Origin of the sequence: Halorussus limi (assembly GCF_023238205.1) — an archaeon.
GTDB lineage: Archaea > Halobacteriota > Halobacteria > Halobacteriales > Haladaptataceae > Halorussus > Halorussus limi.
On sequence record NZ_CP096659.1, the window covers coordinates 3,291,285 to 3,313,787 of the forward strand.

The following is a 22,503-nucleotide window of genomic DNA, read 5'->3' on the forward strand; positions in this document are numbered from 1 at the left end:
ACTACAGTTCGTCCGGGGAAATATCGTCGCTCCAGCGGAGATTGCCGTTTAACTCTACAGGGAGAACCTCCAATTGGAGAAAGTCGGCGAGTTCCGCAGCACTAAGCTCGTACGTATCAACGACACCTGACGCAAGATACCGAGTTTTCACTCTAGGCAGATTCGGCTTCTGCATCGAGCCGAGTCCGTGACTCGGGCTTGGATAGGTCCGGAAGTCAACCTCGTAATTACCAGAATCCAGTGCTTCGATTTGCAAGTGAAGTGGCGTTCCGCTCTCGCTCTGACACAGCGTCAATCCGCCGTCGCCGACGGTGGTGTACTGATACGCCGGTCCGATGGCATCTTTCACCACCGAGAGTGCGACCCGGAGCGGAAACCCGCAGTTGAGCAGTCGCGCCAGCGTCCGACCGACGTCGGTGGCGACGCTGTTGGCGACCTCCGACAGCGTCACGACACCGCCGTAGCTCCCGGCTTCCACCAAGGCCTCGCCCTGAGCGTACGACCGGCAGGCGTTGAGAACGAACGCCTTCACGTGTACCTCCGAGAGCGTCCGGGCGTCGAGGTGACCGTCGGGACACCGCATCCCGTCGCCGTCGACGTGGCCGATGTAGTGGAGGAAGTCGGCGGACTCAGCCAACAGGTCGCGGAGTTCGTCGGTCGTGAGTTCGTAGTGGACCGACACGTCGAACTGAAGGAGGTCCCGAAGCCCGTAGAACTCCTCGACGACGCCCTCCTCTTTCATGCGCTCGTCGTTGCAGACGACGTGAATCTCGATGCTGGTCTTGTCGGAGTCCGACCGACGGGCGCGCCGTCGGTAGGATTCGACGGTGGCCTTGTTCGCGCCGACGGGGAACCCCTCACCGACCCACGCGTGTCCGACCGTCTCGACCGGTTCCGGGGTGAAGATATCGCCCTGCTCGACCGGGGCGGCGCTGTCGTCTGTCGCGCTTCGCGTGAACTCCGTTTGCGTCGAGGCGTCGCTCGCCGCCGCGCCGTCCGCGTCGCTCCGGAAGAACTCGCCGAGCGGTTTCGGCGTCTGACTGACCGAGGCGCCCGTCGGTTCGCCGGGACACCGGACCAGCGCGAGGTCGGCGGCGACGAACGGTAACACCTCGACGTTGTTCGGAGTGGCCATCACGTCGGTCGTCAGGTTCCAGTCGGGGACGTACTCGGCGACTTCCCCGAACGGCACCGAGAGGTACGCTTCGAGTCGTTCGGCCGGCGTCCGGTCGTAGAGCGCCGCGAAGTCCAACTCGACGTCGGGTTCGACCGCCTCGCGCTCGTGGAGGTCCACCCGATAGTAGCCCTCTGTTCGGGTCACGCAGTCGAAGAAGAACGTCTGGCGGAGGACGCGCCCGACTGTCGTCTCGTAGCCCCGCGGACCGTCGAGGTCGTACTCGAAGCCCGCGTCAGTGACGAGTCTCGGGCGGTCGTTCGGGACCACCTCCGCTCCGAGGTAGTACGCCAGCGGCGCTGCGGGGTAGACGTACTGGTAGTCGGCGGGGAGTTCGAGGCGGACCTCCGTGTCGGGGCGTTCGATGGCGTCGGGGGCGTCGAACTCGTCGCCCAACTCCACGAGCGGCGGGTGGCCCCGCAGGGTCGGGAACGAGCGCTCGGGACTGGTCGTCTTGAGCGCCGACCCGAGGAGCGAAATCGCGTCCATCGCGCCCACGGGGTCGGGCGTGGTCGTGACCGTGGCGGCGGGGTGGTCGTGGAACGAGCGCGCGCCGACCGCCACCTCGGTCGGGCCGCCGAAGTCGACGGTGACGGCCGCCTCGTCGTGGCGCACGTCGAGGGCGCTTTCGACCGAGAGGTAGAGCTTCATGGGCGCTGTGCTGAGTTCGATAGCGTACGCTCCGGGGTCGAGCGACCGGTCGACGTGGTCGGCGTTGTCGGCCACGAGTTCGCCCGACTGGGTGCGGACGAGGACGTTGGCCAGTTTCGGCACCCCGACGGCGCTGGTCTCGACGGCGACTGCGGAGTCGACGGGGAAGTAGAATCGGTCGGTCGACACGGGCGAGGGGTCGACCGGGGACGGCGTGTGGAGTTCGAAGCGGGCGTTCTCGATGGGGTCAGCTATCTCGACGCCGTTGCGTTCAGCGTGTACCGTAAACGTCGGGTCCATGGATCACCTCACAGACGCACCCATTCGGTCGTCTGGTCGTGTTCGGGGACGTGCCACCGCTGTTCGGTCGGGAGACCGTCGCGCTTCCGGAGTTCGATACGGGCGTCGAACAGCGGCGAGAGCCGTTCGACCACCCCGTCGTCGTCGGGTCGGGGCAGGTGGTAGTGGGCCATCCCGTGAACCCCGCGAACCATCGCCGAGACCGAGCGCACGAATCGAGCGACGCGGTCGGGGTCGTGTTCGTGTGCCATGCGGGCGAGCGACGAGACGGAGAGGCGGAGTTCCGCGGGTTCGAGTCCGCCGTCGGCGTCTGAGAAGTAGTCGATGGCGGCGATTATCTCCTCGCGCAGACGGCCGAGCGCGCTCTGACCGGCGTCGGCGGACGGGATCGTCACCGCGGCGCTCTCGACGGCCTTCGGCACCGACCGCTGGCGGGCGTCTTGGTCGATTAACCACACGTTCGGGTCGTCGGACTCGACGCCCGGCGGCAGTCGTTCGCGGACGGTCTCCGTTCGGGAGTCGGCCAGCGCGACGACCCGCTTGCGCTCGGCGTTCGACGCGCCGAGCAGCGTCCGAGTCGCCTTGACGGTCACGTCCTCTGATACGGCACCGGTGACGAGGAGATTGCACCCGTCGTGCTTCAGCCGTTTCAACACCTCCTGAAACTCGTCGGTCGAGCAGTCCCCGCGAAATCGCGCCCGCTGGAGTGACATCTCGTCTCATACGACAGAGGGGCCGGAAATAAAATTTTGTATTCCTCCAGGTGCGAATAGATGACTCTCCCTGACTACGTGTGCGAACGATGAGCAACGTAGCGATTCCGCGATATACGTGCAATGAGAATGAGTGCCAATCAGTTAAAGCGTGACGGCTGAAACGCGAGTGCGGTCAGCGACCGAACGCGCGATGGTGTTTCGGACCCGTCGCGGGGCGACCCGGCGGTGCGGACGACGCCGCGGCCTCACTCGTCGTACTCGCGCTTGAACCCGCGGAACTCGGTCCGGTGGGCCTCCTCGTCGGCGAGGATGGTGACTGCGATGTCTTCGGTCACGGGGTCCTCGTCGCCGGCGGCCGAGATGAGCGAGCGGTACGTCTCGATGGCGTCCTCCTCGGCGTCGAGGACGCCGTTGATGACCGACAGCACGTCGGTGCTGTTCTCGGGCGGTTGGAGACTCTCCTGGCGCGCCTCGAAGTCGTAGGAGGCGGGCGGACGCTCGTCGAGTTGCTTGAGTCGCTGGCCGAGCATCTCGGCGTGGTTGAGTTCCTCCTGAATGTCGGTTTCGAGGCTCTCTTTGACCTCCTCCGCGCTCACGCCGTCGAGGATGATCGAGTTCGTCAGGTAGTTCATCACGGTCTCGATTTCGTCGCTGTACGCCTTCTTAAGCAGGTCCGTGACCTCTTGGTTCGTCATACGCCCGAGGATACGTTCGCCAGCCTTCTTACTGTTCCGGCGGTGACAGTCTGCGCGCGGTCATCGCACGACCGGGGCGTCCGCGAGCGACAGGCACCGTCGTTTCGGCGCGCCCGAGAATATTCTGGACTCGAATTTTGAAAATCAACCATTTTGATAGCGATTACAATTCTGGTTAGCGAGCGTGATATAAGGAGGGTTAAGGAATCCCCGATAGTTACAGGACGTTTCCCTCGGGCGATTTCGGTCTCGGCCGTCCGCGAGCGAATATGTAAGTCGAGATACTCGACCTGTTACAGCGGTAGGCTTAAATACGGGAAGCGCTCCATGACGGAGTACAATGTCTGACAACGACATGCACTCGTCCGATACCAGTCGGGCGGGTCGAGTTCTTCGACGGTACGTTGAAAACTAACGGCGAATTCGAGTCCGCGCGGGTCTTCGACACGACCCTACGCGACGGTGAACAGGCTCCCCGTACGTCCTTCTCCTACGACGAGAAGCGTGCCATCGCTGCCGCGCTGGACGAGATGGGCACCCACGTCGTCGAGGCAGGGTTCCCGGTCAACTCCGACGCCGAGTTCGAGGCGGTCAGCGACATCGCCGCGGACACCTCGGCGACCACCTGCGGGTTGGCCCGCGTAGTCGAGAAAGACGTAGAGGCCGCGCTCGACTCCGGCGTCGAGATGGTCCACGTCTTCGCCTCGACCAGCGACGTGCAGATTGAGGATTCGATGCACGCCACTCGCGAGGAGGTCGTGGAACGCTCGGTGAACGCGGTCGAGCGCGTGAAGGACGCGGGCGCGACGGCGATGTTCTCCCCGATGGACGCCACCCGGACCGACGAGGACTACCTGCGAGAGGTGGTCGAAGCGGTCTCTGCGGTCGGCGTCGATTGGATAAACATCCCCGACACCTGCGGGGTCGCGACCCCGACCCGGTTCGGGGACCTCGTGAGCGAGGTCGATAGCTGGACCGACGCCCGCATCGACGTTCACACTCACGACGACTTCGGCATGGCCGCGGCCAACGCCGTCGCCGGATTCGAAGCGGGCGCCGACCAAGCGCAGGTCTCCATCAACGGCATCGGCGAGCGCGCCGGCAACGCCGCCTACGAGGAGGTCGTGATGACGGTCGAGTCGGTCTACGGCGTCGATACCGACATCGACACGACCGGCATCGCGAACATCTCCCGGATGGTCGAGGAGTACAGCGAGGTCCCGGTCCCGGCGAACAAGCCGGTCACGGGCGACAACGCGTTCGCCCACGAGTCGGGCATCCACGCCGCGGGCGTCATCGAGAACTCCGACACCTTCGAGCCGGGGGTCATGACGCCCGAGATGGTGGGCGCCGAGCGCGAGTTCGTGCTGGGCAAGCACACCGGCGCGAACTCGGTCCGCAAGCGACTGGAGGACCGCGGCTTCGCGCCGACCGACGGCGAGGTCCGCGAGGTCACTCGCCGGGTGAAAGACTACGGCGCGGAGAAGAACCGCGTCACGGTCGACGACCTCGAGCGGTTCGCCCGCGACGTAGGGGTCGCCCGAGAGGAACAGGAGGTCAGCGCCTGATGGCGTCCCCCGGGTTCGCCTCGCACTGCCAGCCGCGCGCGGCGGGTCCGACGGGGCCCCCAAGCGGGCGTGTGACACTCCCGCGACCTTCGCGCAATGGTTGCGCCACGGGAAAGGGTTATGAACGTCGGGGTCGGTACGTTCCCAGTAACGATGCGACAGTCACCGACTGCCACCGGCACGAGACGCCTCGCGTCTCGGCGCACGCTCGCGGCGGACGCAGCGGGCGCACCGGCCGCCAGCAGTGCGACTGTCGAGCGCGCGATTATTGTAGGGGCCTGAGCCCCTACAACACCACTTCTCTGACCCGACGTTCCGCATCGTTTTCGAACCGACCAGTACGCGCTCGACCATCAGTGACACGGAATCGCACGACACCGAGAAACCCAGCGGCACCGCCAGCTAACGACGCCAGACGAACCTCTCCGGGGGTCGGTTGGCGTGAGTGAACACGCACCGCCGAAGTCCGACGCGGCCGACGACGCCGAGACCGACACCGGCGTCGAAACCGGCGCGGAGGCGGTCGTCGCCGCCCTCGAAAGCGCCGGCGCCGAGACGCTGTTCGGCGTGCAGGGCGGCGCGATAATGCCCGTCTACGACGCGCTGTACGACTCGGACCTCCAGCACGTCACGATGGCCCACGAGCAGGGCGCTGCCCACGCCGCCGACGCCTACGGCGTGGTGTCGGGCGAACCCGGCGTCTGTCTCGCCACGTCCGGCCCCGGTGCGACCAACCTCGTCACCGGCATCGCCGACGCCGACATGGACTCGGACGCGATGGTCGCGCTGACCGGGCAGGTCCCCTCGCACATGGTCGGCTCCGACGCGTTCCAGGAGACCGACACGACCGGCGTCACCGCGCCGATTACGAAGCACAACTACTTCGCGGGCGACGCCGACACGGTCGGCGACACGGTCGGCGAGGCGTTCGCGCTGTCGGCCGAGGGCCGACCCGGCCCGACGCTCGTGGACCTGCCGAAGGACACGACCCTCGCCGAGACCGACGCCGAACCCGGTCCGGCCGAGACACCCGAGACCTACTCGGTCGAGGAGGACCCCGACGACGAACAGGTCGAGGCCGCGGCCCGCGCCATCGAACGCGCGGAGAAACCGCTGCTCCTGTTCGGCGGCGGCGTCGTCAAGAGCGACGCCTGCAAGGAGGCCCGCGGGTTCGCGATGGAACACGGCATCCCGGTGGCGACGACGATGCCCGCTATCGGTTCGATGCCCGAGGACCACGAACTCTGCCTGTCGTGGGCCGGGATGCACGGCACCGGCTACGCGAACATGGCCATCACGCACACCGACTGCCTGATAGCCGTCGGCACCCGGTTCGACGACCGACTCACGGGCGGCGTCGAGACGTTCGCGCCCGAGGCCGAGGTCGTTCACGTCGACATCGACCCCGCGGAAATCTCGAAGAACGTCCACGCCGACTACCCCGTCGTCGGCGACGCGGCGACGGCCATCGAACGCCTCGACGCCGAGATGGACCGCTCGCCCCAGACGCGTGAGTGGCGCAGTCAGTGCCGAGCGTGGAAAGACGAGTACCCGCTGGCCTACGCGACGCCCGACGACGAACCGCTCAAGCCACAGTTCGTGGTGGAAGCGTTCGACGAGGCGACCGACGACGACGCCGTCGTGACGACCGGCGTCGGCCAGCACCAGATGTGGGCCGCCCAGTTCTGGACCTACCGGAGTCCCCGGACGTGGGTCTCCTCGCACGGTCTGGGCACGATGGGTTACGGCGTTCCGGCCGCCATCGGCGCGCGAATCGCGGCCGACGACGACCAGCAGGTCGTCTGCTTCGACGGCGACGGGTCGTTCCTGATGACGATGCAGGAGATTTCGGTCGCGGTCCGGGAGGACTTGGACATCACCGTCGCGGTCCTCAACAACCGCTACATCGGGATGGTCCGCCAGTGGCAGGACGCCTTCTTCGACGGCCGACAGATGGCCGCCGACTACGACTGGTGTCCGGAGTTCGACAAACTGGCCGAGGCGTTCGGCGCCAAGGGCCTGCGCGTCGACGACTACGACGAAGTCGCCGACGCCGTCGAGGAGGCGCTGGAGTACGACGGTCCGGCGGTCGTCGACTTCCACATCGACCCCGCGGAGAACGTCTATCCGATGGTTCCCAGCGGCGGAGCAAACGGGAAGTTCGCCCTCTCGGAGGACCAACTATGAGCAGCGACGACGCGTCCGACGAGGGGAGCGAACCGCACCCCGAGATTCCCCGGAACGGGATGCCGGGGCCCTCGCCGGACGAGCGACCGCATCCGGAGGGGCGGCGCAACGCCAAGGGCATCCGCATCGACCCCGAGGCCGAGGCCGAACCCGAGCACCGGACCGCGGTCGTCTCGGCGCTGGTCGAACACGAACCCGGCGTCCTCTCGCGGGTGTCGGGGCTGTTCTCCCGGCGGCAGTTCAACATCGAGAGCCTGACGGTCGGTCCGACCACCGTCGAGGGCCACGCCCGAATCACGCTGGTGGTCGAGGAGACCGACCCCGGCATCGACCAAGTGAAGAAGCAACTCGCGAAGCTGAAGCCCGTGATTCAGGTGGGCGAACTGGACGACGACGCGGTTCGGGCCGAACTCGTCGTCCTGAAAGTCCGGGGCGAGGAACCCGACAAGGTCCAAGCCATCACCGAGATGTACGAGGGCCGGACCCTCGACGCCGGGCCGCGGACCATCACGGTCCAGATTACGGGCGACCAGCAGAAGATAGACGACGCCATCGACGCGTTCCGGCAGTTCGGCATCATCGAAATCGCCCGAACCGGCCAGACCGCGCTGGCGCGAGGCGACACCCCGACCACGCCCGGCGAGGAACCGGGCCACGCGAAAGACACCGACGAGCAATCAGACGAAGTCAAAACGGGAACATACGATGACTGACGAATTCGACACCGAGATTTACTACGACGACGACGCGGACAGTTCGCACATCGAAGACGAGACCGTAGCCGTCCTCGGCTACGGGAGTCAGGGCCACGCTCACGCCCAGAACCTCGCGGACAGCGGGGTGGACGTAGTCGTGGGCCTGCGCGAGGACTCCTCGTCGCGGGAGGCCGCCGAGGCCGACGGCCTGCGCGTGGCGACTCCGGTCGAGGCCGCGAGCGAGGCGAGCGTCGTCTCGGTCCTCGTGCCCGACACGGTCCAACCCGCGGTGTACGCCGACATCGAGGACGAACTGGAGGCCGGCGACACCCTCCAGTTCGCCCACGGGTTCAACGTCCACTACGGACAGATCGAACCGTCCGCGGACGTGGACGTGACGATGATAGCGCCGAAGTCGCCGGGCCACCTCGTCCGGCGGAACTACGAGAGCGGCGAGGGGACGCCCGGCCTGCTCGCGGTGTATCAGGACGCCACGGGCGACGCCAAACAGCAGGCGCTGGCGTACGCGGAGGCCATCGGCTGTACGCGCGCGGGCGTAGTCGAAACCACGTTCCGGGAAGAGACCGAGACCGACCTGTTCGGCGAGCAGGCGGTCCTCTGTGGCGGCGTGACCGAACTCATCAAGGCGGGCTACGAGACCCTCGTGGACGCGGGCTACAGCCCCGAGATGGCCTACTTCGAGTGCCTGAACGAGATGAAGCTCATCGTGGACCTCATGTACGAGGGCGGGATGGGCGCGATGTGGGACTCGGTCTCTGACACCGCCGAGTACGGCGGCCTGACCCGCGGTGAGGCGGTCGTCGACGAGACCGCTCGCGAGAACATGGAGGCGGTTCTGGAGCAGGTACAGAACGGCGAGTTCGCCCGCGAGTGGATAGCCGAGAATCAGGCGGGCCGGCCGTCCTACCGCCAGCGCCGCATCGCCGAGAAGAACCACGACATCGAGGACGTCGGCGAACGCCTCCGCGACCTGTTCGCGTGGGCGGAAGAGACCGATGACGAATCGACCGAGAACGACAGCGAATCCGAGAAAGTTACCGCGGACGACTGACCATGACCCGACCCGACCGACACACCCAGACCCGAGACGACTCGACGACCGACCAGACCGCCGACGACACCCCGATGCGCGACGTGAGTCACACTCATCCCCACGCCGCGCGCGGCACCGTCAACCGACCGTTCCAGCGCGGACCGGTCGTCGCGGCGGACGGCGGCGAGAGAGACGCCGTCTCTCGAACGTCGGAGGACGAGCGGAGCGAGTCCTCCGAAAGTGAACGAGAAGCGCGCGACGCCGACGCTCGCGAGGAGGACGACGAGGAATCGCGCGCCGACCGGATGAAAGACGTGGCGCACACGCCGCCCTACGGCGAGGGCGCGGACCGCGTCTTCGAGCGCGGCGGCGAGCGCGAACCCGTCGAATCCGAAGAGTAAGCCAGCGATGAACGTACGTACGGATTTTTCCGACGCTGAAACGCGTAGCGGACGGTCCGTCGTGCCGTCGTCCGTACCGTCTTCGACCATCTACAGCGGCCCTAAAGAAAGATAGACAATGCCAAAAGAAACACGAAGAAGCCCGATAACTACCAGCGGCGTACCGTATCCGACCACTGCGACCGACGCGACCAGTGCCGGAGGGCGGTTCGCGTGAGCGAGCGTACCCTGTACGACAAGGTCTGGGACCGCCACAAGGTGACCGAACTCCCGACCGGACAGGACCAGTTGTTCGTGGGTCTCCACCTCGTCCACGAGGTGACGAGTCCGCAGGCCTTCGGGATGCTCCGCGAGCGAGACTTGGAAGTCGCCTACCCCGAGCGCACTCACGCCACCGTGGACCATATCGTCCCGACCGCGGACCGCGACCGGCCCTACGAGGGCGCGGCCGAGGAGATGATGGCCGAACTGGAGGAGAACGTCCGCGAGGCGGGCATCGACTTCTCCAGCCCCGACACCGGGAATCAGGGCATCGTCCACGTCATCGGCCCGGAGCAGGGACTCACCCAACCCGGCATGACGGTGGTCTGTGGCGACAGCCACACCTCGACCCACGGCGCGTTCGGCGCGCTGGCGTTCGGCATCGGCACGTCCCAGATTCGGGACGTGCTGGCGACCGGCACCGTGGCGATGGAGAAGAAGGACGTGCGCCGGGTTCGCGTCACGGGCGAACTCGGCGAGTGCGTCGAGGCCAAGGACGTGATTCTCCAGATAATCCGGCGACTCGGCACCGACGGTGGCGTCGGCTACGTCTACGAGTACGCGGGCGAGGCCATCGAGAGCCTCGACGTCGAGGGCCGGATGAGCATCTGCAACATGTCCATCGAGGGCGGCGCTCGCGCCGGGTACGTCAACCCCGACGAGACCACCTTCGAGTGGCTGAAGCAGACCGACGCGTTCCGGGACGACCCCGAGAAGTTCGAGCGACTGAAGCCCTACTGGGAGTCCATCGCCTCGGACGACGACGCCGAGTACGACGACGAGGTGGTCATCGACGGCGACGCGCTCGAACCCATGGTCACGTGGGGCACCACGCCCGGACAGGGCGTCGGCGTCACCGAACCGATTCCGGACCCCGAGGACCTGCCCGCGGACAAGCGGGACACCGCCCGGCGCGCGCAGGAACACATGGGCGTCGAACCCGGCGACACGATGGAGGGCTACCCCATCGACGTTGCCTTCCTCGGTTCCTGCACGAACGCCCGCCTGCCGGACCTCCGGCGGGCGGCCCGCCTCGTCGCGGGCCGAGAGGTCCACGACGACGTGCGCGCGATGGTGGTCCCCGGAAGCCAGCGAGTCGCGGCCGCCGCCGAGGCGGAAGGACTGGACGAAATCTTCGAGGACGCGGGCTTCGACTGGCGCGAGGCCGGATGCTCGATGTGCCTCGGGATGAACGACGACCAACTGGAGGGCGACGAGGCGAGCGCCTCGTCCTCGAACCGGAACTTCGTCGGGCGACAGGGGAGCAAGGACGGCAAGACCGTGCTGATGAACCCCCGGATGGTCGCGGCCGCCGCGATTCGCGGCGAAGTGACCGACGCCCGTGAGTTGGACGAGACCGACCTCCCGAACGCCGACGCGACCGACTCGGAGGTGGAGGCATGACGACCGACGAGACCGAAATCGAGACGGTCGAACGCGTCTCCGGCACGGGAATCCCGGTCCGGGGCAACGACGTCGACACCGACCAGATAATCCCGGCGCGGTTCATGAAGGTCGTGACCTTCGACGGACTCGGCCAGTTCGCGTTCCACGACCAGCGGTTCACCGACGAGGACGAACCGAAAGACCACCCGTTCAACGAGGAGCAGTTCCGCGACGCCTCGGTCATGGTCGTCAATTCGAACTTCGGGTGCGGGTCCTCGCGCGAACACGCCCCGCAGGCGCTCGTGCGCTGGGGCATCGACGCCATCGTCGGCGAGAGTTTCGCCGAAATCTTCGCGGGGAACTGCCTCGCACTCGGCGTCCCGACGGTCACGGCGAGTCAGGAGGACATCGAGACGCTGCAGAACTACGTCGAGGAGAACCCCGACGCCGAAATCGAGGTGGACGTGGCGGCCGAGACGGTCCGGTACGACGGGAGCGAAATCGACGCCACCGTGGACGACGCCCAGCGCAAGGCGCTGGTCGAAGGCGTCTGGGACACCACGGCGCTGCTGAAGTCGAACGCCGAGGCGGTCGCTCGGACCGCCAGCGACCTGCCCTACGTGGAGACGGGGACCGCCGGCGACGGCGAGGAGGCCGAGTGAGATGGCCGACGACCCCGAGCGAATCGCGGTGATTCCCGGCGACGGAATCGGTCGAGAAGTCGTTCCGGCCGCCCGCGAGGTGCTGGAAGCCGTCGGTCCGGACTTCGAGTTCACCGAGGCCGACGCGGGCGACGCGGTGAAGGAGGAAACCGGCGAGGCGCTCCCCGAGGAGACCCGCGAACTCGCCGCGAACGCCGACGCCACCCTGTTCGGCGCGGCGGGCGACACCGCGGCCGACGTGATTCTCCCGCTCCGGAGCGCGGTCGAATCGTTCGCCAACGTCCGGCCGGTCCGGGCCTACCCCGGCGTCGACGCGCCCAACCCCGAGACCGACCTCGTCTTCGTGCGAGAGAACACGGAGGGCGTCTACGCGGGCCACGAGTCCGAGATTGCGCCGGGCGTAACCACGCTGACACGGGTCGTTACCGAGGCCGCGTCCGAGGAAATCGCGCGTTACGGCTTCGAGTACGCCGCGGAACGCGACGCGAGGGTGACGATAGCTCACAAGGCGAACGTGATGCGGACCACCGACGGCCTGTTTCTGGAGACCGCGCGGTCGGTCGCCGAGGAGTTCGACGTGGCGTACGACGACGCGCTGATGGACGCGCTGGCGATGCACCTCGTCCAGCGCCCCGAGGACTACGACGTGGTGGTCTGCCCGAACCTCGCCGGCGACGTGCTGTCGGACCTCGCGGCGGGTCTCGTCGGCGGACTGGGTCTCCTGCCCAGCGCGAACGTCGGCGACGAGCGCGCGCTGTTCGAACCGGTTCACGGTACCGCGCCGGACATCGCGGGCGAGGGCGTCGCCAACCCGAGCGCGGCGATGCTGTCGACCGCGATGCTGTTGGAGTACTTGGGCTACGACGACGCCGGCCAGCGCGTGCGCTCTGCGGTCACTGAGACGCTCGCGTCGGGTCCCCGAACGCCGGACCTCGGCGGCGACGCGACGACGAGAGACTCGACTGACGCGGTGCTGTCGAGGCTCTGAGAACGTACCGTCGAGACGCTACTTCGGAGAACTCTGATTCAGGGTCCGTTCCCGAACGATTATCGAAGCGGGTCGCGGCCGCCGATGAGGTTGGTCGTGTCCACCTCGTCTGCGCGCGCTCCTCCTTTCTTGACCTCCGTCGCGGTCATGCACTCCAGACAGCCGAATACCTCGTTGTGGTTGTTCCCGAAGACGCGTGCGAAGTCCCGGGTGACGAAAGAGCCACAGCTCTGGCAGCGGTTCTCGGCCATCGTGTCGTCGCCGTTGGTGAGTCTGTTGTCGGTCGTGGTCATGAGTGCGCGATAGATACACACAATCCTATCCACTTTGTTATCCAGTACCTACACCCCCGTAATCAACCATTAGCGGCCTCAGTAAGCGGTTGTTACGCGGGGTATTGGAACCCCGTTAATTCCGAAATCGTACCGCTAATTTAAGTCACCGGCGCGCCAAAGCCGCGCGGCCGGTCGTCGGTGCCCCGTCGCTTAAGAGGATTGACCGCTTACTCGGGAGGTGATGCCCAAGATAGAACTCGACGAGGAGACCATCGAGCGCTTGGACAGTCTCCGGGTGGAGGACGAGTCCTACGACGAAATCGTCGAGGAACTCATCAACATCTACGAGGCCGAGGAGCGCACGCTGTTCCACGGCGGCGACTACAGCGGCGACTAGCGCTCGACCAGTCTCGTCTCGCCGGCCCGAACCGTCTGGCCGCGCTCCACCGCCACGTCCGCGAGGGCCACCTCGGGCGGTAGCAGTACGTCCGCCCGACTCCCGAACGAGATGTGGCCGAGTCGCTCGCCCCGTTCGAGTTCGTCGCCGGGTTCGACGTAGGGGTGGATGCGCCGCGCGAACGCCCCGGCGACCAGCGTCACCTCGTGGTCGGCGAACCGGACGTGGAGTTTCTCGTTGTTGTCCGACTCCTTCGAGAAGGCGGGCCGGTGAGTGCCGGGTTCGTGTTCGACCGCCCGGACCCGACCGCCGAGGGGTGCCCGGTTGACGTGAACGTCGGTGACGTTCATGAACACGCCGACCCGGACGCGGGTCTCGGTTTCGTTCCCGTCGTCCGTCTCGTGGCGCTCCTCTCGAACCACCGATACCCGACCGTCCGCGGGCGCGAGGACGCCCGACTCCGGCGGCGTCCGGTCTGGGTCCCGGTGGAACAGCAGCGCGCCGGCGCTCAGAAGCGGCGCCGCGAGGCCCCACCGTCTGGTCCACTCCTTCGACCGCGCGAGTACGGCCGCGGGAACTGCCAGCGCGAGCGCCAGCAGGGCGTAGCGCCACGCGCCGGGCGCGAATCGGTTCCCGGAGTCCGGCCCCTGCCGACCGTCGGGTCGCTCTCCGGCCATCACTCGCTGGCGGCCTGGCGCACTCTCGACCACTTCCCCTGCGATTCGAGGCGCTGCTGAAGTTCGCCCGCGTACTCCTGTGCGAGTCGGTTGGCCGCTTCGAGGCGGTCCCGGTCCACGCCGCTGCCGCCGCCACCGAGGCCGAGGGCGTCCTTCACGGAGTCGAAGACGCCGCCACCGCCGCTCTGCTTGCCGCCGCCCCCGCCGCCGCCCGCGACGGAGTTCATCTGGTTGCGGATGTTCTCGAGTTCGGGCATCACCTGCTCGACCTTCGAGGTGTCGGCGACGATGCGGGCCTGCTCGGCGTCGCCGGGGTTCTCGATTTCGAACTCGACTGCGGTCATGATGAGGCCCCACTCCTGCCGGGAGAACTGCGAGTCCGCGACTTCCTGTGCGAACTCCTGGTCGACCGACATCCGGTCGCCGACGATGAGGTCCTGCCACGCGCGTTCGGTCATGTCCGAACGGTTGGGTTCCGGGGAGTATGAGGGTTTTCCTACTCGACTCGGCTCTCCGTCGCGGCCGAAACGCCGCTCGTCACCCGGACGCAGAAAAAGAAACTCCGAATTCGCTCGGCTTCCGGCCTCAGAACGCGCCGCTCTCGACGGTCACGTCGGCTTCAAGGTCGGTCTTCAGCGCGTCGTGGACCTTGCAGAGTTCGTCGGCGCGCTCGACGACCTGTTCGGCCTGTCCGTCGTCCATCTCGGCCTCGGTCTTGACCGTGAACTCGACGGCCGAGAGCTTGTCGTCGTCGTTGAGGTCGCCGGACACGTCGATTTCGATGCGGCCGAGGTCGCCCACGTCGCGCTGTTCGCCGCCGACGCGGAGCGCGGGGACGTAACACGAACCGTAGGCCGCCAGCAGGGATTCGAGCGTGTCGGGCGCTTCCTCGCCCGTGGCGTCGATGGTGACCTCGAAATCTCGAATCTGGTTCTCGGCCGTGTACCCCTCTTCGGAGACAGTTGTGACTTCCTTCGTCATGCGCCCGGACGTTCGCCCGCCAGACCCCTAAGGTTTGCTCATCCCCGGGCGAGCGAACGAGAGAAGCAGTCGGGCCGCCAGCGGACCGTCAGCGGGCCGTTACTCGCTCAGGTCGAACGTCTCGTCGCCGTCCAGAATCTTCACCTCGGCGTCGCTCCCCGTACCCTTGACCTCCTTGCGGAAGTCCTCGGGGTCCTGCTCGATGGGCGCGAAGGTGTCGTAGTGCATCGGGAAGGCGTAGTCGGCGTCGACCCAATCGACCGCGATGGCGGCCTGCATCGGTCCCATCGTGAAGTGGTCGCCGATGGGCACCGCGGCGGCGTCGGGTTCGAGGAACGGACCGATGACGTCGCGCATCTCGGTCTGGAGCGAGGTGTCCCCGGCGTGGTAGAACGACTGACTCTCCTGGTCGCTGATTTGGGTCGGCTTGGTGTCGCTGATGACGAAACCGCCGGGCATCCCGCCGGACGTGCCGTAGGAGGTGTCCATCCCGTTGGTGTGGTCGGCCCGGACCATCGTGACGAAGGCGTCGTCGCACTCGACGGTCCCGCCGAGGTTCATTCCCATCCCGCCGACGGCCTCGTAGTCGCCGAACTCGTCGCGACAGTACTCGACGATTTCGGGCGTGGCGACCAGTTCCGTCCCCTCGTAGCGGTCCACGTCGCCGATGTGGTCGGCGTGACCGTGCGTGAGCAGCAGGTAGTCCGGGTCGAGTTCCTCGGGGTCGGTGTCCGTCTTCGGGTTGTCGAAGAAGGGGTCGATGAGGAGTTCGGTCTCGTCGACCTCTACGTGCCACGTCGAGTGGCCGTACCAAGTGAGTTTCATAGGCGCGCAAATCTACACGCGGTTCGCACTTAAAGGATGTTGGCGCGGAGAGACGGAGGCGTCGCTTCGGCCCTAACTACCGCCGCGGTTCGATTCGAGGAGTTCCCACCCGGTCGCGCTCCGGACCGCCCAGTCCAGCGCGAGTCCGACCGCGACGACGGCCAGCGAGAACCCGACGAACAGGCCGACCAACTGGACGCTCTCGCCCGCGGTCGGAGTCAACACCAGACTGAGGGCGAACAGCATCGAGGCCATGAACAGAATCGGGAGTGCGAACCACTTCAGCACCCAGTGGTCGTCGAGATACCGACTAGCCGTGCGGACGAGGTCGGACATCGAATCACCTACGGTGGGACACTCCACCACAGGTCATAAAACTAACTATTCTGTGAAACGTCCGCCCGGACGAGCGCGGAGTCTTCGGAGTCAGTCGGACTCGCAGGCCCGCGGCCCGTCGGCGACGTGCGACCGGTCGGGCGCGGCGTCTTCGCTCCATTCCGCCGGGAGGTACGCGCCAACGTCCACCGACTCGCTGCCGAGGACCGCGAACCCGGCGAAGATGGTCAGGAACCCGGCGACGGCCAGCGGCGAGACGGCCTCGCCCAACAGCGCCCACCCGCCGAGGGTGGCGACGACCGGGACGACGTAGAACACCAGATTCGCGCGAATCGCGCCGGTCGAGTCGAGGAGACCGAAGTAGGCGATGTACGCGACCGCCCCGGCGAAGACGCCGACGTAGCCGAGCGACGCCAGCGCGACCGGCGACCACGTGATGGCCGCGGCCGACTCCCCGGCCCACGCGCTCAGGAGGTGACAGAGGAGCGCGCCGAACGGGAGTCCCCACGCGGTGCGCGCCGTACTCGGGAGGGTCCCGTCGGCCCACCGGATGAGCACGCTTCCGAGCGCACCGCTGACAGCGCCCGCGAACAGAATCGCTTTGCCGAACGCGCTCCCGCCGAGCAGGTTCGCGGGGTCGGGACTCACGACGAGACCGACGCCGAGGAGTCCGAGAGCCATCCCGGCGGCCCCGCGGGCCGAGAGTCGCTCGTCCGAGAGGAGCGCGGCCGCGAACACGGGCGTCAGGATGGGGTTGAGGCTGAAGACGATGGACCCCACGGCGCTGGTGGCGTACTGCTGGCCGACGAACAGCAGGGCGTTGGTGAGTCCGATGGCGAGGACGCCGGTCGCCAGAATCCCGACCGCGTCGCCCCGCGTTCGCGGGAGCAGGTCCTCGCGGGAGTTCGTCAGGACCGCGTACCCCGCCAGCGCCACGGCCGCGACGTCGAACCGGAGCGCGACGAACAACAGCGGCGGGAAGTAGTCGAGACCCGCCTTCGCGGCCACGAACGTCCCGCCGAAGAGGACGCCCGCGACCGCGAAGAGGGCCAGCGTGCGACGCCGGACCACGTTACGCTCCCGTCCCGCCGCTCCGAATCGAGCGGGCCGATACGCCGGAGAGTTTCGAAAGAGAATTCGGAATCATCTTACTCTCCGTAAGAGCGGCACCCTCTTAGGCCCGTTCAGAAAACGTTTCGCGGGGAGAAACGCGGGCGTCGCGCGGTAGCCGGTCGCGGGGTGAAATCCTTTCACGGTGCGAAAACAGTTTACCGCGACGGGTCCGAGGGCCAGTATGGAATCCGCGCTGGAGGAAATCGAGTTCCTCGCGCTCTCGCCGAATCGGGTCGAAGTGCTGGAACTCCTCGCGGCCGACCGGCGCACCCGGGGCGACCTCGCGGCGGCCACCGGCGCCTCGCAGGCGACGCTCGGCCGGATTCTGAGCGACTTCGAGGACCGCTCGTGGGTCAGACGCGAGGGCGGCGAGTACGCCGCGACCGCAACGGGCCGACTGGTCGCCGAGGGATTCACCGACCTACTGGCCGTCCTCCAAACGGAGAGCGAACTCCGGGAAATCGTGGAGTACCTGCCGACCGACGCGATGGAGTTCGACCTCGGTCGCCTCGCCGACGCCACCGTCACCCGCCCGAGTCAGACCCGACCGAACGCGCCGGTCCAGCGCGTCCTCGACCTGCTTCACGAGACCGAGGAGTGTCGAGTGTTCTCCCACGCGTTCAACGAGCAGAGCCTCGACGCGATTCGGGAGCGGACGACCGACGGCGACCGGACCTTCGAGGGGGTCTTCTCGCGGAGCGCCATCGACGCGCTCGCGGAGGACTCGGGGCTGCGGCGGCGACTGGCCTCGCTGCTCGACGCCGAGGGCGTAGCTGTTCGAATCCACGAGGACGGAATTCCCGCCGCGGTGACGATAGCCGACGACCGGGTCCACATGCTGTTGCGCGACGAGAGCGGCGTGCTCCGGGCGTCGATAGACACCGACGACCCGGCCGTTCGCTCGTGGGCGAGCGACGCGTTCGACCGCTACTGGCGGGCGGCGTCCCCCCTCGACGCCGACGAGTTCGCGCCGTGAGCGCCCGCACCGACATGGCAACCCCTAAGTTTTAGGCCGGCCTAACTCTCCCCGAATGGAACTGACCCGTCGGGACGCGCTGGTCGCACTCGCTGGCGGCGGTGCGGCGGTCGGCACGGGCGCGGTCCTCTCGGGGGAGTTCGCGGACGCGACGCCCTTCGCCGACGACCCCGCGCCGGAGGACCGACTGGACACCCTGCTCGCGGTCGCCGAGGTCGTCTACCCCTCCGAGGTCTCGGGCGTCGAGGAGTTCGTCCGGACCTACGCGCTCGGCCGGGTTTCCGACCGGCCCGACTACCGCGAGGGGATGGTCGACGCGCTCGCGACCCTCGACGAGTACGCCCGGTCGTGGTTCGACGACGACTTCCGACGACTCGACGCCGGGGCGCGCGAGAAACTACTGGACCAGATGGGCGTCGACACCGCGAGTCCGTCCCCCGAGGGCGCGGACCCGGACCGCGTGCGCTACTACCTCGTCAACGAACTGCTCTACGCGCTCTACACCTCGCCGACCGGCGGGAAACTGGTCGGCATCGAGAACCCGCAGGGCCACCCCGGCGGCACCGGAAGCTACCGGCGGGGGCCCAACGGAGGCGGAGGGACGGAATGACCGACGGCACGCCGGCCGACCGCGACCGAACGCCGTCCGAGCGCGCGGACGTGTGCGTGGTCGGGGCCGGTCCCGCCGGCGCGCTCGCGGCCCACCGCCTCGCCGAACGCGGCCGCGACGTGGTGATTCTGGAGGCCGGGGAGCGCTTCGACTTCGCGGACCGCGAGCGCCGCATGGAGCGGTCGATTCGCCCGGCCCACGGCCCGCTGTCGGTCTGGGAGATGGGCGGCGCGCGCGACCGCTTTTCCTCCGACGGCGAGCGGTTCTACCCCCTGAACGCCGCTCGCGTCAAGGGCGTCGGCGGCACCACGCTCCACTGGCAGGGGATGGTGATGCGCCTCCACGAGTCGGACTTCGAGGCGTGGCCCGTCGACTACGCGGACCTCCGGCCCTACTACGCCGCGGCCGAGAAAGCGCTCGGCGTCGCGGGCGCGGACGACAACCCCTACGCTCCGCCGCGCGAGGAACCGTTTCCGCTGCCGGCCTTCCCGCCCTCCCACAGCGACTCCATCTTCGCCGAGGCGTGCGAGCGCCTCGGCGTGACGATGCACTCGGTCCCCAACGCGCGCAACTCGGAGAGTTACGACGGCCGGAGTTCGTGCGTCGGCTACGGCACCTGCAAGCCGGTCTGCCCCTCGGGCGCGAAGTACTCGGCCGACCACCACGTCGAGAAGGCCGAATCGGAGGGCGCGCGAGTCGTCACCCGCGCGCCGGTCCAGCGCCTCGAACACGACGGCGCGGGAGAACGCGTGACGGCGGCGGTTTACGCCACGCCCGACGGCCGGACCCACCGACAGGAGGCCCGCGAGTTCGTCCTCGCGGCGGGCGGGGTCGAGATTCCGCGCCTCCTGTTGCTCTCGAAGTCCGAGCAGTTCCCCGACGGTCTGGCGAACTCCTCGGGCGCGGTCGGTCGGTACTTCATGGACCACCTGTTCGCCGGGACGGGCGGCACGCTGGACCGCGAGACCCGCCAGAACCACGTCGGGTTCCTCACCAGCGAGTGCCACCAGTTCTACGACGACCCGACGAGGGGGACCGAGGGGAGCGCGGGCGGGATTCCGGCGTGGTCGAAAGAAAGCGGGGAACCGAGGCCCGACAGCATCAAACTGGAGTTCCTGAACTACGCCGGCCCCTCGCCGGTCGAGATGGCGCTCACCGGCGACGAGTTCGGAGACGACCTGCTCGACACCCTTCGCGAGGGCTACGGGAACGCCATCGCGATGGGCGGACTGGTCGGCCAGCGACCCCGGAAGGAGAACCGCATCGAACTCGACCCCTCGACCACCGACGACCACGGGAACCCGGTGCCGAAGATTCACTGGCGCTTAGACGCCCGGACGAAGTCCTCGCTCCGGCGCGCGAACGAGATTCAGCGCGCGATTCTGGACGAACTGGGCGTCAATATCTCGTGGACGGTCGGCCCGGAGAACACGGGGCCCGCGTTCCACCACATGGGCACGACCCGCATGGGGACCGACCCGGCCGAGAGCGTGGTGAACCCGCGGCTTCGGACCCACGACTTGGAGAACCTCTCGATAGCGTCGAGTAGCGTCTTCAGGACCAGCGGGGCGCTGAACCCGACGCTGACCATCGCGGCGCTCTCGCTGAAGGCGGCCGACCACGTGGACGAACGATTGTAAACTCGGTCCCGGTGTCGCAGACCCTCGAAGTCGCCGCCTCACCGCCCGTCGATTCGCGTGCCGGGGTCCTCGCCAGCGAGGAACTCGCGAAGTGCGTCGGGACCGAAGATGGTCGCGGGCGCGCCGAGGTCCAGCAGGGTCCGGACCTTCCCGGCCATCCCGCCGGTCACGTCGGTCGCGTCGCTCTCGCCGAGGAACGGGGCCACCTCGTCGTAGGACTCGATTTCCGGAATCACCGCCTCGTCGTCGTCCAGCACGCCGGGGACCGTCGAGCAGAAGCCCACGCGGTCGGCGTCGATGCCGGTCGCGACGGCCGTGACGGCCTCGTCGCCCGAGAGGATGGTCACGCCCTCGCCGGCGTGGGCCACCACGTCGCCGTGGAGGACCGGCACGAACCCCTCGCCGAGCATCGTCTCGACCTGCTCGGTCATCAGCGACAGCGCGGCCGCCTCGTCGCGGTAGGCCGCCGAGAAGGGGTGGACCGGGACCGCGGGCACGTCGCGGTCGTGGAGGCGCGCGAGGACGAAGTCGTCGAGCGTCTTCATCGCGCCGTGGATTTCGACCGCCGCCCGGGCCTCGCCCGACCCCTCGGTCTTCGAGACGCCGTGTTCGCTGGCGTGATAGTGGCCGAAGCTTCCGCCGCCGTGGACGAGGACGAGGTCAGACACCTCGCCCGCCGAGAGCGCGTCGGCGACGGCGTCGGCCGCGCGGTCGAGCGCCGGGCCGTCAAGCGCCTCGGGGCGGTCCTTGTCCGTAATCACGCTCCCGCCGAGTTTGAGGACGGTCGTCGGGGCGTCGCTCGCCGTCATCGTTCCTCCACGCGGACGCCGTCGGTGTCCAACTCAGCGCGGAAGGCGTCCTCGCAACCGGGCGTGTACCGGAGCGCGGTCTCGGTGCTCTCGGTCGGGTCGAGCGCTACGATGCACCCGCCGCCGCCCGCGCCCGTCAGTTTGGCCCCGTACGCGCCGGCGTCGCGGGCCGCCCAGACCATCTGGTCGAGCGACCGCGAGGAGACGCCGAGCGCTTCGAGCAGACCGTGGTTGAAGTTCATGAGGTCGCCCAGTTCTTCCACGTCGCCCGCCGCGAGAGCGCGCTCGCCCGAGCGCACGATGTCGCCGATTCCCTCGACGGTGTCGGCCGCGAAGTCGTACTCCTCGCGGAGCGCCCGGACGCCCGCGACGAGTTCGCCGGTGTCGCCCGCGCCGCCGTCGAACCCGATGACGAACGGCAGGTCCGGCGCGTCGATTCCCCGGCAGTCGTCGCCCTCGACCCGGACCGCGCCGCCCGTCGCCGAGCAGAACGTGTCGGCGCGCGACGCCTCGCCGTTCTGGACCTCCAGTTCGGCCCGGTACGCGCGCTCGGCGATTTCCTCGGCGCTCAACTCGACGCCCAACTCGCGGGTCCCGGCGTCGATGCCCGCGGTCGTGACCGCGGCCGACGAACCCAGACCCGCGCCGAGCGGAATCTCGCTCTCGACGGTGATGTCGAAGCCGGCGTCGGGTTCGCCCGCGGCGTCGCGGGCCTGCTCGACCGCGGCGTCGATGTACCCGATTCCGGCCTGAACCAGCGACTCGGCCGCGTCCACGTCGGGTGCGCCGTCGCTGCTGTCGCTGTACTCGACCGTGAACCCGTTCAGACTCAGGTCCTCGGCGTGGACTCGGATGCGGTCGTCGTCGCGGGCCTCGGCGGACACCCGCGCTCGGCGCTCGATGGCGCAGGGGACCGCCGGTTCGCCGTAGACGACCGCGTGTTCTCCGAACAGGTAGACCTTGCCCGGAGCGCTCGAAACGACCATACCGGTGGTTCCGTTCGGGGGGTTAATTCGTTTGCGAAGCCGACCGGTCGGGGACCGGGAGTCGCCCGAGATTTTCGACGTTGGGACGGCGGTGGACCCGTCGGTGGTCGAACATCGGGTCGAGAACCGAAGCCAGCGCG

25 protein-coding genes are annotated in these 22,503 nt (G+C 67.9%); 13 read left to right on the top strand and 12 right to left on the bottom strand.

Annotation, left to right across the window (positions count from 1 at the left end; genetic code table 11):
* Position 1: 1 nt before the first annotated feature.
* From M0R89_RS16810 to M0R89_RS16820, 3 genes are all read right to left on the bottom strand, one after another.
* Positions 2–2,125: a caspase family protein gene (locus M0R89_RS16810; protein ID WP_248650234.1), complete on the bottom strand. Its 2,124-nt coding sequence runs from the start codon at positions 2,123–2,125 to the stop codon at positions 2–4.
* An 8-nt stretch (positions 2,126–2,133) separates the two neighbouring features.
* Positions 2,134–2,838: a DUF7504 family protein gene (locus M0R89_RS16815; RefSeq protein ID WP_248650235.1), complete on the bottom strand. Its 705-nt coding sequence runs from the start codon at positions 2,836–2,838 to the stop codon at positions 2,134–2,136.
* A 248-nt stretch (positions 2,839–3,086) separates the two neighbouring features.
* On the bottom strand, positions 3,087–3,536 hold the full coding sequence (locus M0R89_RS16820; RefSeq protein ID WP_248650236.1) for a ferritin-like domain-containing protein: 450 nt from the start codon (positions 3,534–3,536) through the stop codon (positions 3,087–3,089).
* Between the two features lie 311 nt (positions 3,537–3,847).
* Between M0R89_RS16820 and M0R89_RS16825 the strand changes: the two genes are divergently transcribed.
* From M0R89_RS16825 to M0R89_RS16860, 9 genes are all read left to right on the top strand, one after another.
* Positions 3,848–5,104 (top strand): LeuA family protein, encoded by a 1,257-nt coding sequence (locus M0R89_RS16825; RefSeq protein ID WP_438267685.1) that lies wholly within the window; start codon positions 3,848–3,850, stop codon positions 5,102–5,104.
* Positions 5,105–5,257: 153 nt separating this feature from the next.
* Positions 5,258–5,386 carry a hypothetical protein gene (locus tag M0R89_RS23325; RefSeq protein ID WP_256478412.1) on the top strand — a complete coding sequence of 43 codons (129 nt, stop codon included), beginning with the start codon at positions 5,258–5,260 and terminating at the stop codon, positions 5,384–5,386.
* Positions 5,387–5,545: 159 nt separating this feature from the next.
* Positions 5,546–7,291, top strand: coding sequence for a biosynthetic-type acetolactate synthase large subunit (gene ilvB / locus M0R89_RS16830; RefSeq protein WP_248650237.1), 1,746 nt, complete (start codon positions 5,546–5,548; stop codon positions 7,289–7,291).
* Positions 7,288–8,004 (top strand): acetolactate synthase small subunit, encoded by a 717-nt coding sequence (gene ilvN / locus M0R89_RS16835; RefSeq protein ID WP_248650238.1) that lies wholly within the window; start codon positions 7,288–7,290, stop codon positions 8,002–8,004. The genes ilvB and ilvN overlap by 4 nt, the downstream gene beginning before the upstream one ends.
* Positions 7,997–9,058, top strand: coding sequence for a ketol-acid reductoisomerase (gene ilvC / locus M0R89_RS16840; protein WP_248650239.1), 1,062 nt, complete (start codon positions 7,997–7,999; stop codon positions 9,056–9,058). Before ilvN ends, ilvC begins: the two co-directional genes overlap by 8 nt.
* A gap of 2 nt (positions 9,059–9,060) precedes the next feature.
* Complete coding sequence (locus M0R89_RS16845) at positions 9,061–9,441, top strand: DUF7989 family protein (protein WP_248650240.1); 381 nt, start codon at positions 9,061–9,063, stop codon at positions 9,439–9,441.
* Between the two features lie 213 nt (positions 9,442–9,654).
* Positions 9,655–11,106 carry a 3-isopropylmalate dehydratase large subunit gene (gene leuC / locus M0R89_RS16850; protein WP_248650241.1) on the top strand — a complete coding sequence of 484 codons (1,452 nt, stop codon included), beginning with the start codon at positions 9,655–9,657 and terminating at the stop codon, positions 11,104–11,106.
* Positions 11,103–11,750 carry a 3-isopropylmalate dehydratase small subunit gene (leuD, locus tag M0R89_RS16855; protein WP_248650242.1) on the top strand — a complete coding sequence of 216 codons (648 nt, stop codon included), beginning with the start codon at positions 11,103–11,105 and terminating at the stop codon, positions 11,748–11,750. Before leuC ends, leuD begins: the two co-directional genes overlap by 4 nt.
* Before the next feature lies 1 nt (position 11,751).
* Positions 11,752–12,738: an isocitrate/isopropylmalate dehydrogenase family protein gene (locus tag M0R89_RS16860; RefSeq protein ID WP_248650243.1), complete on the top strand. Its 987-nt coding sequence runs from the start codon at positions 11,752–11,754 to the stop codon at positions 12,736–12,738.
* 59 nt (positions 12,739–12,797) lie between these two features.
* Here M0R89_RS16860 and M0R89_RS16865 read toward each other — a convergent pair whose 3' ends face one another.
* Positions 12,798–13,031 carry a DUF7563 family protein gene (locus tag M0R89_RS16865; RefSeq protein ID WP_238398193.1) on the bottom strand — a complete coding sequence of 78 codons (234 nt, stop codon included), beginning with the start codon at positions 13,029–13,031 and terminating at the stop codon, positions 12,798–12,800.
* 223 nt (positions 13,032–13,254) lie between these two features.
* Here M0R89_RS16865 and M0R89_RS16870 point away from each other — a divergent pair, with 223 nt between their 5' ends.
* Complete coding sequence (locus M0R89_RS16870) at positions 13,255–13,410, top strand: DUF7557 family protein (protein ID WP_248650244.1); 156 nt, start codon at positions 13,255–13,257, stop codon at positions 13,408–13,410.
* Here the strand turns inward: M0R89_RS16870 and M0R89_RS16875 are convergent.
* From M0R89_RS16875 to M0R89_RS16900, 6 genes are all read right to left on the bottom strand, one after another.
* On the bottom strand, positions 13,407–14,087 hold the full coding sequence (locus M0R89_RS16875) for a protein sorting system archaetidylserine decarboxylase (protein WP_248650245.1): 681 nt from the start codon (positions 14,085–14,087) through the stop codon (positions 13,407–13,409). The genes M0R89_RS16870 and M0R89_RS16875 overlap by 4 nt on opposite strands.
* The gene (locus M0R89_RS16880; protein WP_248650246.1) at positions 14,087–14,545 is read right to left on the bottom strand and encodes a DUF5799 family protein; all 459 of its coding nucleotides are present in this window, start codon (positions 14,543–14,545) and stop codon (positions 14,087–14,089) included. The genes M0R89_RS16875 and M0R89_RS16880 overlap by 1 nt, the downstream gene beginning before the upstream one ends.
* 127 nt (positions 14,546–14,672) lie before the next feature.
* On the bottom strand, positions 14,673–15,068 hold the full coding sequence (locus M0R89_RS16885) for an OsmC family protein (RefSeq protein ID WP_248650247.1): 396 nt from the start codon (positions 15,066–15,068) through the stop codon (positions 14,673–14,675).
* Between the two features lie 99 nt (positions 15,069–15,167).
* Positions 15,168–15,893 carry a metal-dependent hydrolase gene (locus M0R89_RS16890; protein ID WP_248650248.1) on the bottom strand — a complete coding sequence of 242 codons (726 nt, stop codon included), beginning with the start codon at positions 15,891–15,893 and terminating at the stop codon, positions 15,168–15,170.
* Positions 15,894–15,965: 72 nt separating this feature from the next.
* Positions 15,966–16,229: a hypothetical protein gene (locus M0R89_RS16895; RefSeq protein WP_248650249.1), complete on the bottom strand. Its 264-nt coding sequence runs from the start codon at positions 16,227–16,229 to the stop codon at positions 15,966–15,968.
* 90 nt (positions 16,230–16,319) lie between these two features.
* A complete protein-coding gene (locus M0R89_RS16900) occupies positions 16,320–17,300 on the bottom strand; it encodes a DMT family transporter (protein ID WP_248650250.1) in 981 nt (326 codons plus the stop codon).
* A 223-nt stretch (positions 17,301–17,523) separates the two neighbouring features.
* Between M0R89_RS16900 and M0R89_RS16905 the strand changes: the two genes are divergently transcribed.
* The 3 genes from M0R89_RS16905 to M0R89_RS16915 are packed head-to-tail and all read left to right on the top strand — an operon-like array spanning position 17,524 to position 20,568.
* Positions 17,524–18,318: a helix-turn-helix transcriptional regulator gene (locus M0R89_RS16905; protein ID WP_248650251.1), complete on the top strand. Its 795-nt coding sequence runs from the start codon at positions 17,524–17,526 to the stop codon at positions 18,316–18,318.
* Positions 18,319–18,373: 55 nt separating this feature from the next.
* A complete protein-coding gene (locus tag M0R89_RS16910) occupies positions 18,374–18,928 on the top strand; it encodes a gluconate 2-dehydrogenase subunit 3 family protein (protein ID WP_248650252.1) in 555 nt (184 codons plus the stop codon).
* Complete coding sequence (locus tag M0R89_RS16915; RefSeq protein ID WP_248650253.1) at positions 18,925–20,568, top strand: GMC family oxidoreductase; 1,644 nt, start codon at positions 18,925–18,927, stop codon at positions 20,566–20,568. Before M0R89_RS16910 ends, M0R89_RS16915 begins: the two co-directional genes overlap by 4 nt.
* Before the next feature lie 38 nt (positions 20,569–20,606).
* On the opposite strand, the gene M0R89_RS16920 is transcribed toward M0R89_RS16915, so the two are convergent.
* Entirely contained in the window at positions 20,607–21,377 is a 771-nt protein-coding gene (locus M0R89_RS16920) for an isopentenyl phosphate kinase (protein ID WP_248650254.1), read from the bottom strand.
* Positions 21,374–22,363 carry a mevalonate kinase gene (gene mvk, locus M0R89_RS16925; protein ID WP_248650255.1) on the bottom strand — a complete coding sequence of 330 codons (990 nt, stop codon included), beginning with the start codon at positions 22,361–22,363 and terminating at the stop codon, positions 21,374–21,376. Before mvk ends, M0R89_RS16920 begins: the two co-directional genes overlap by 4 nt.
* Positions 22,364–22,503: the final 140 nt, after the last annotated feature.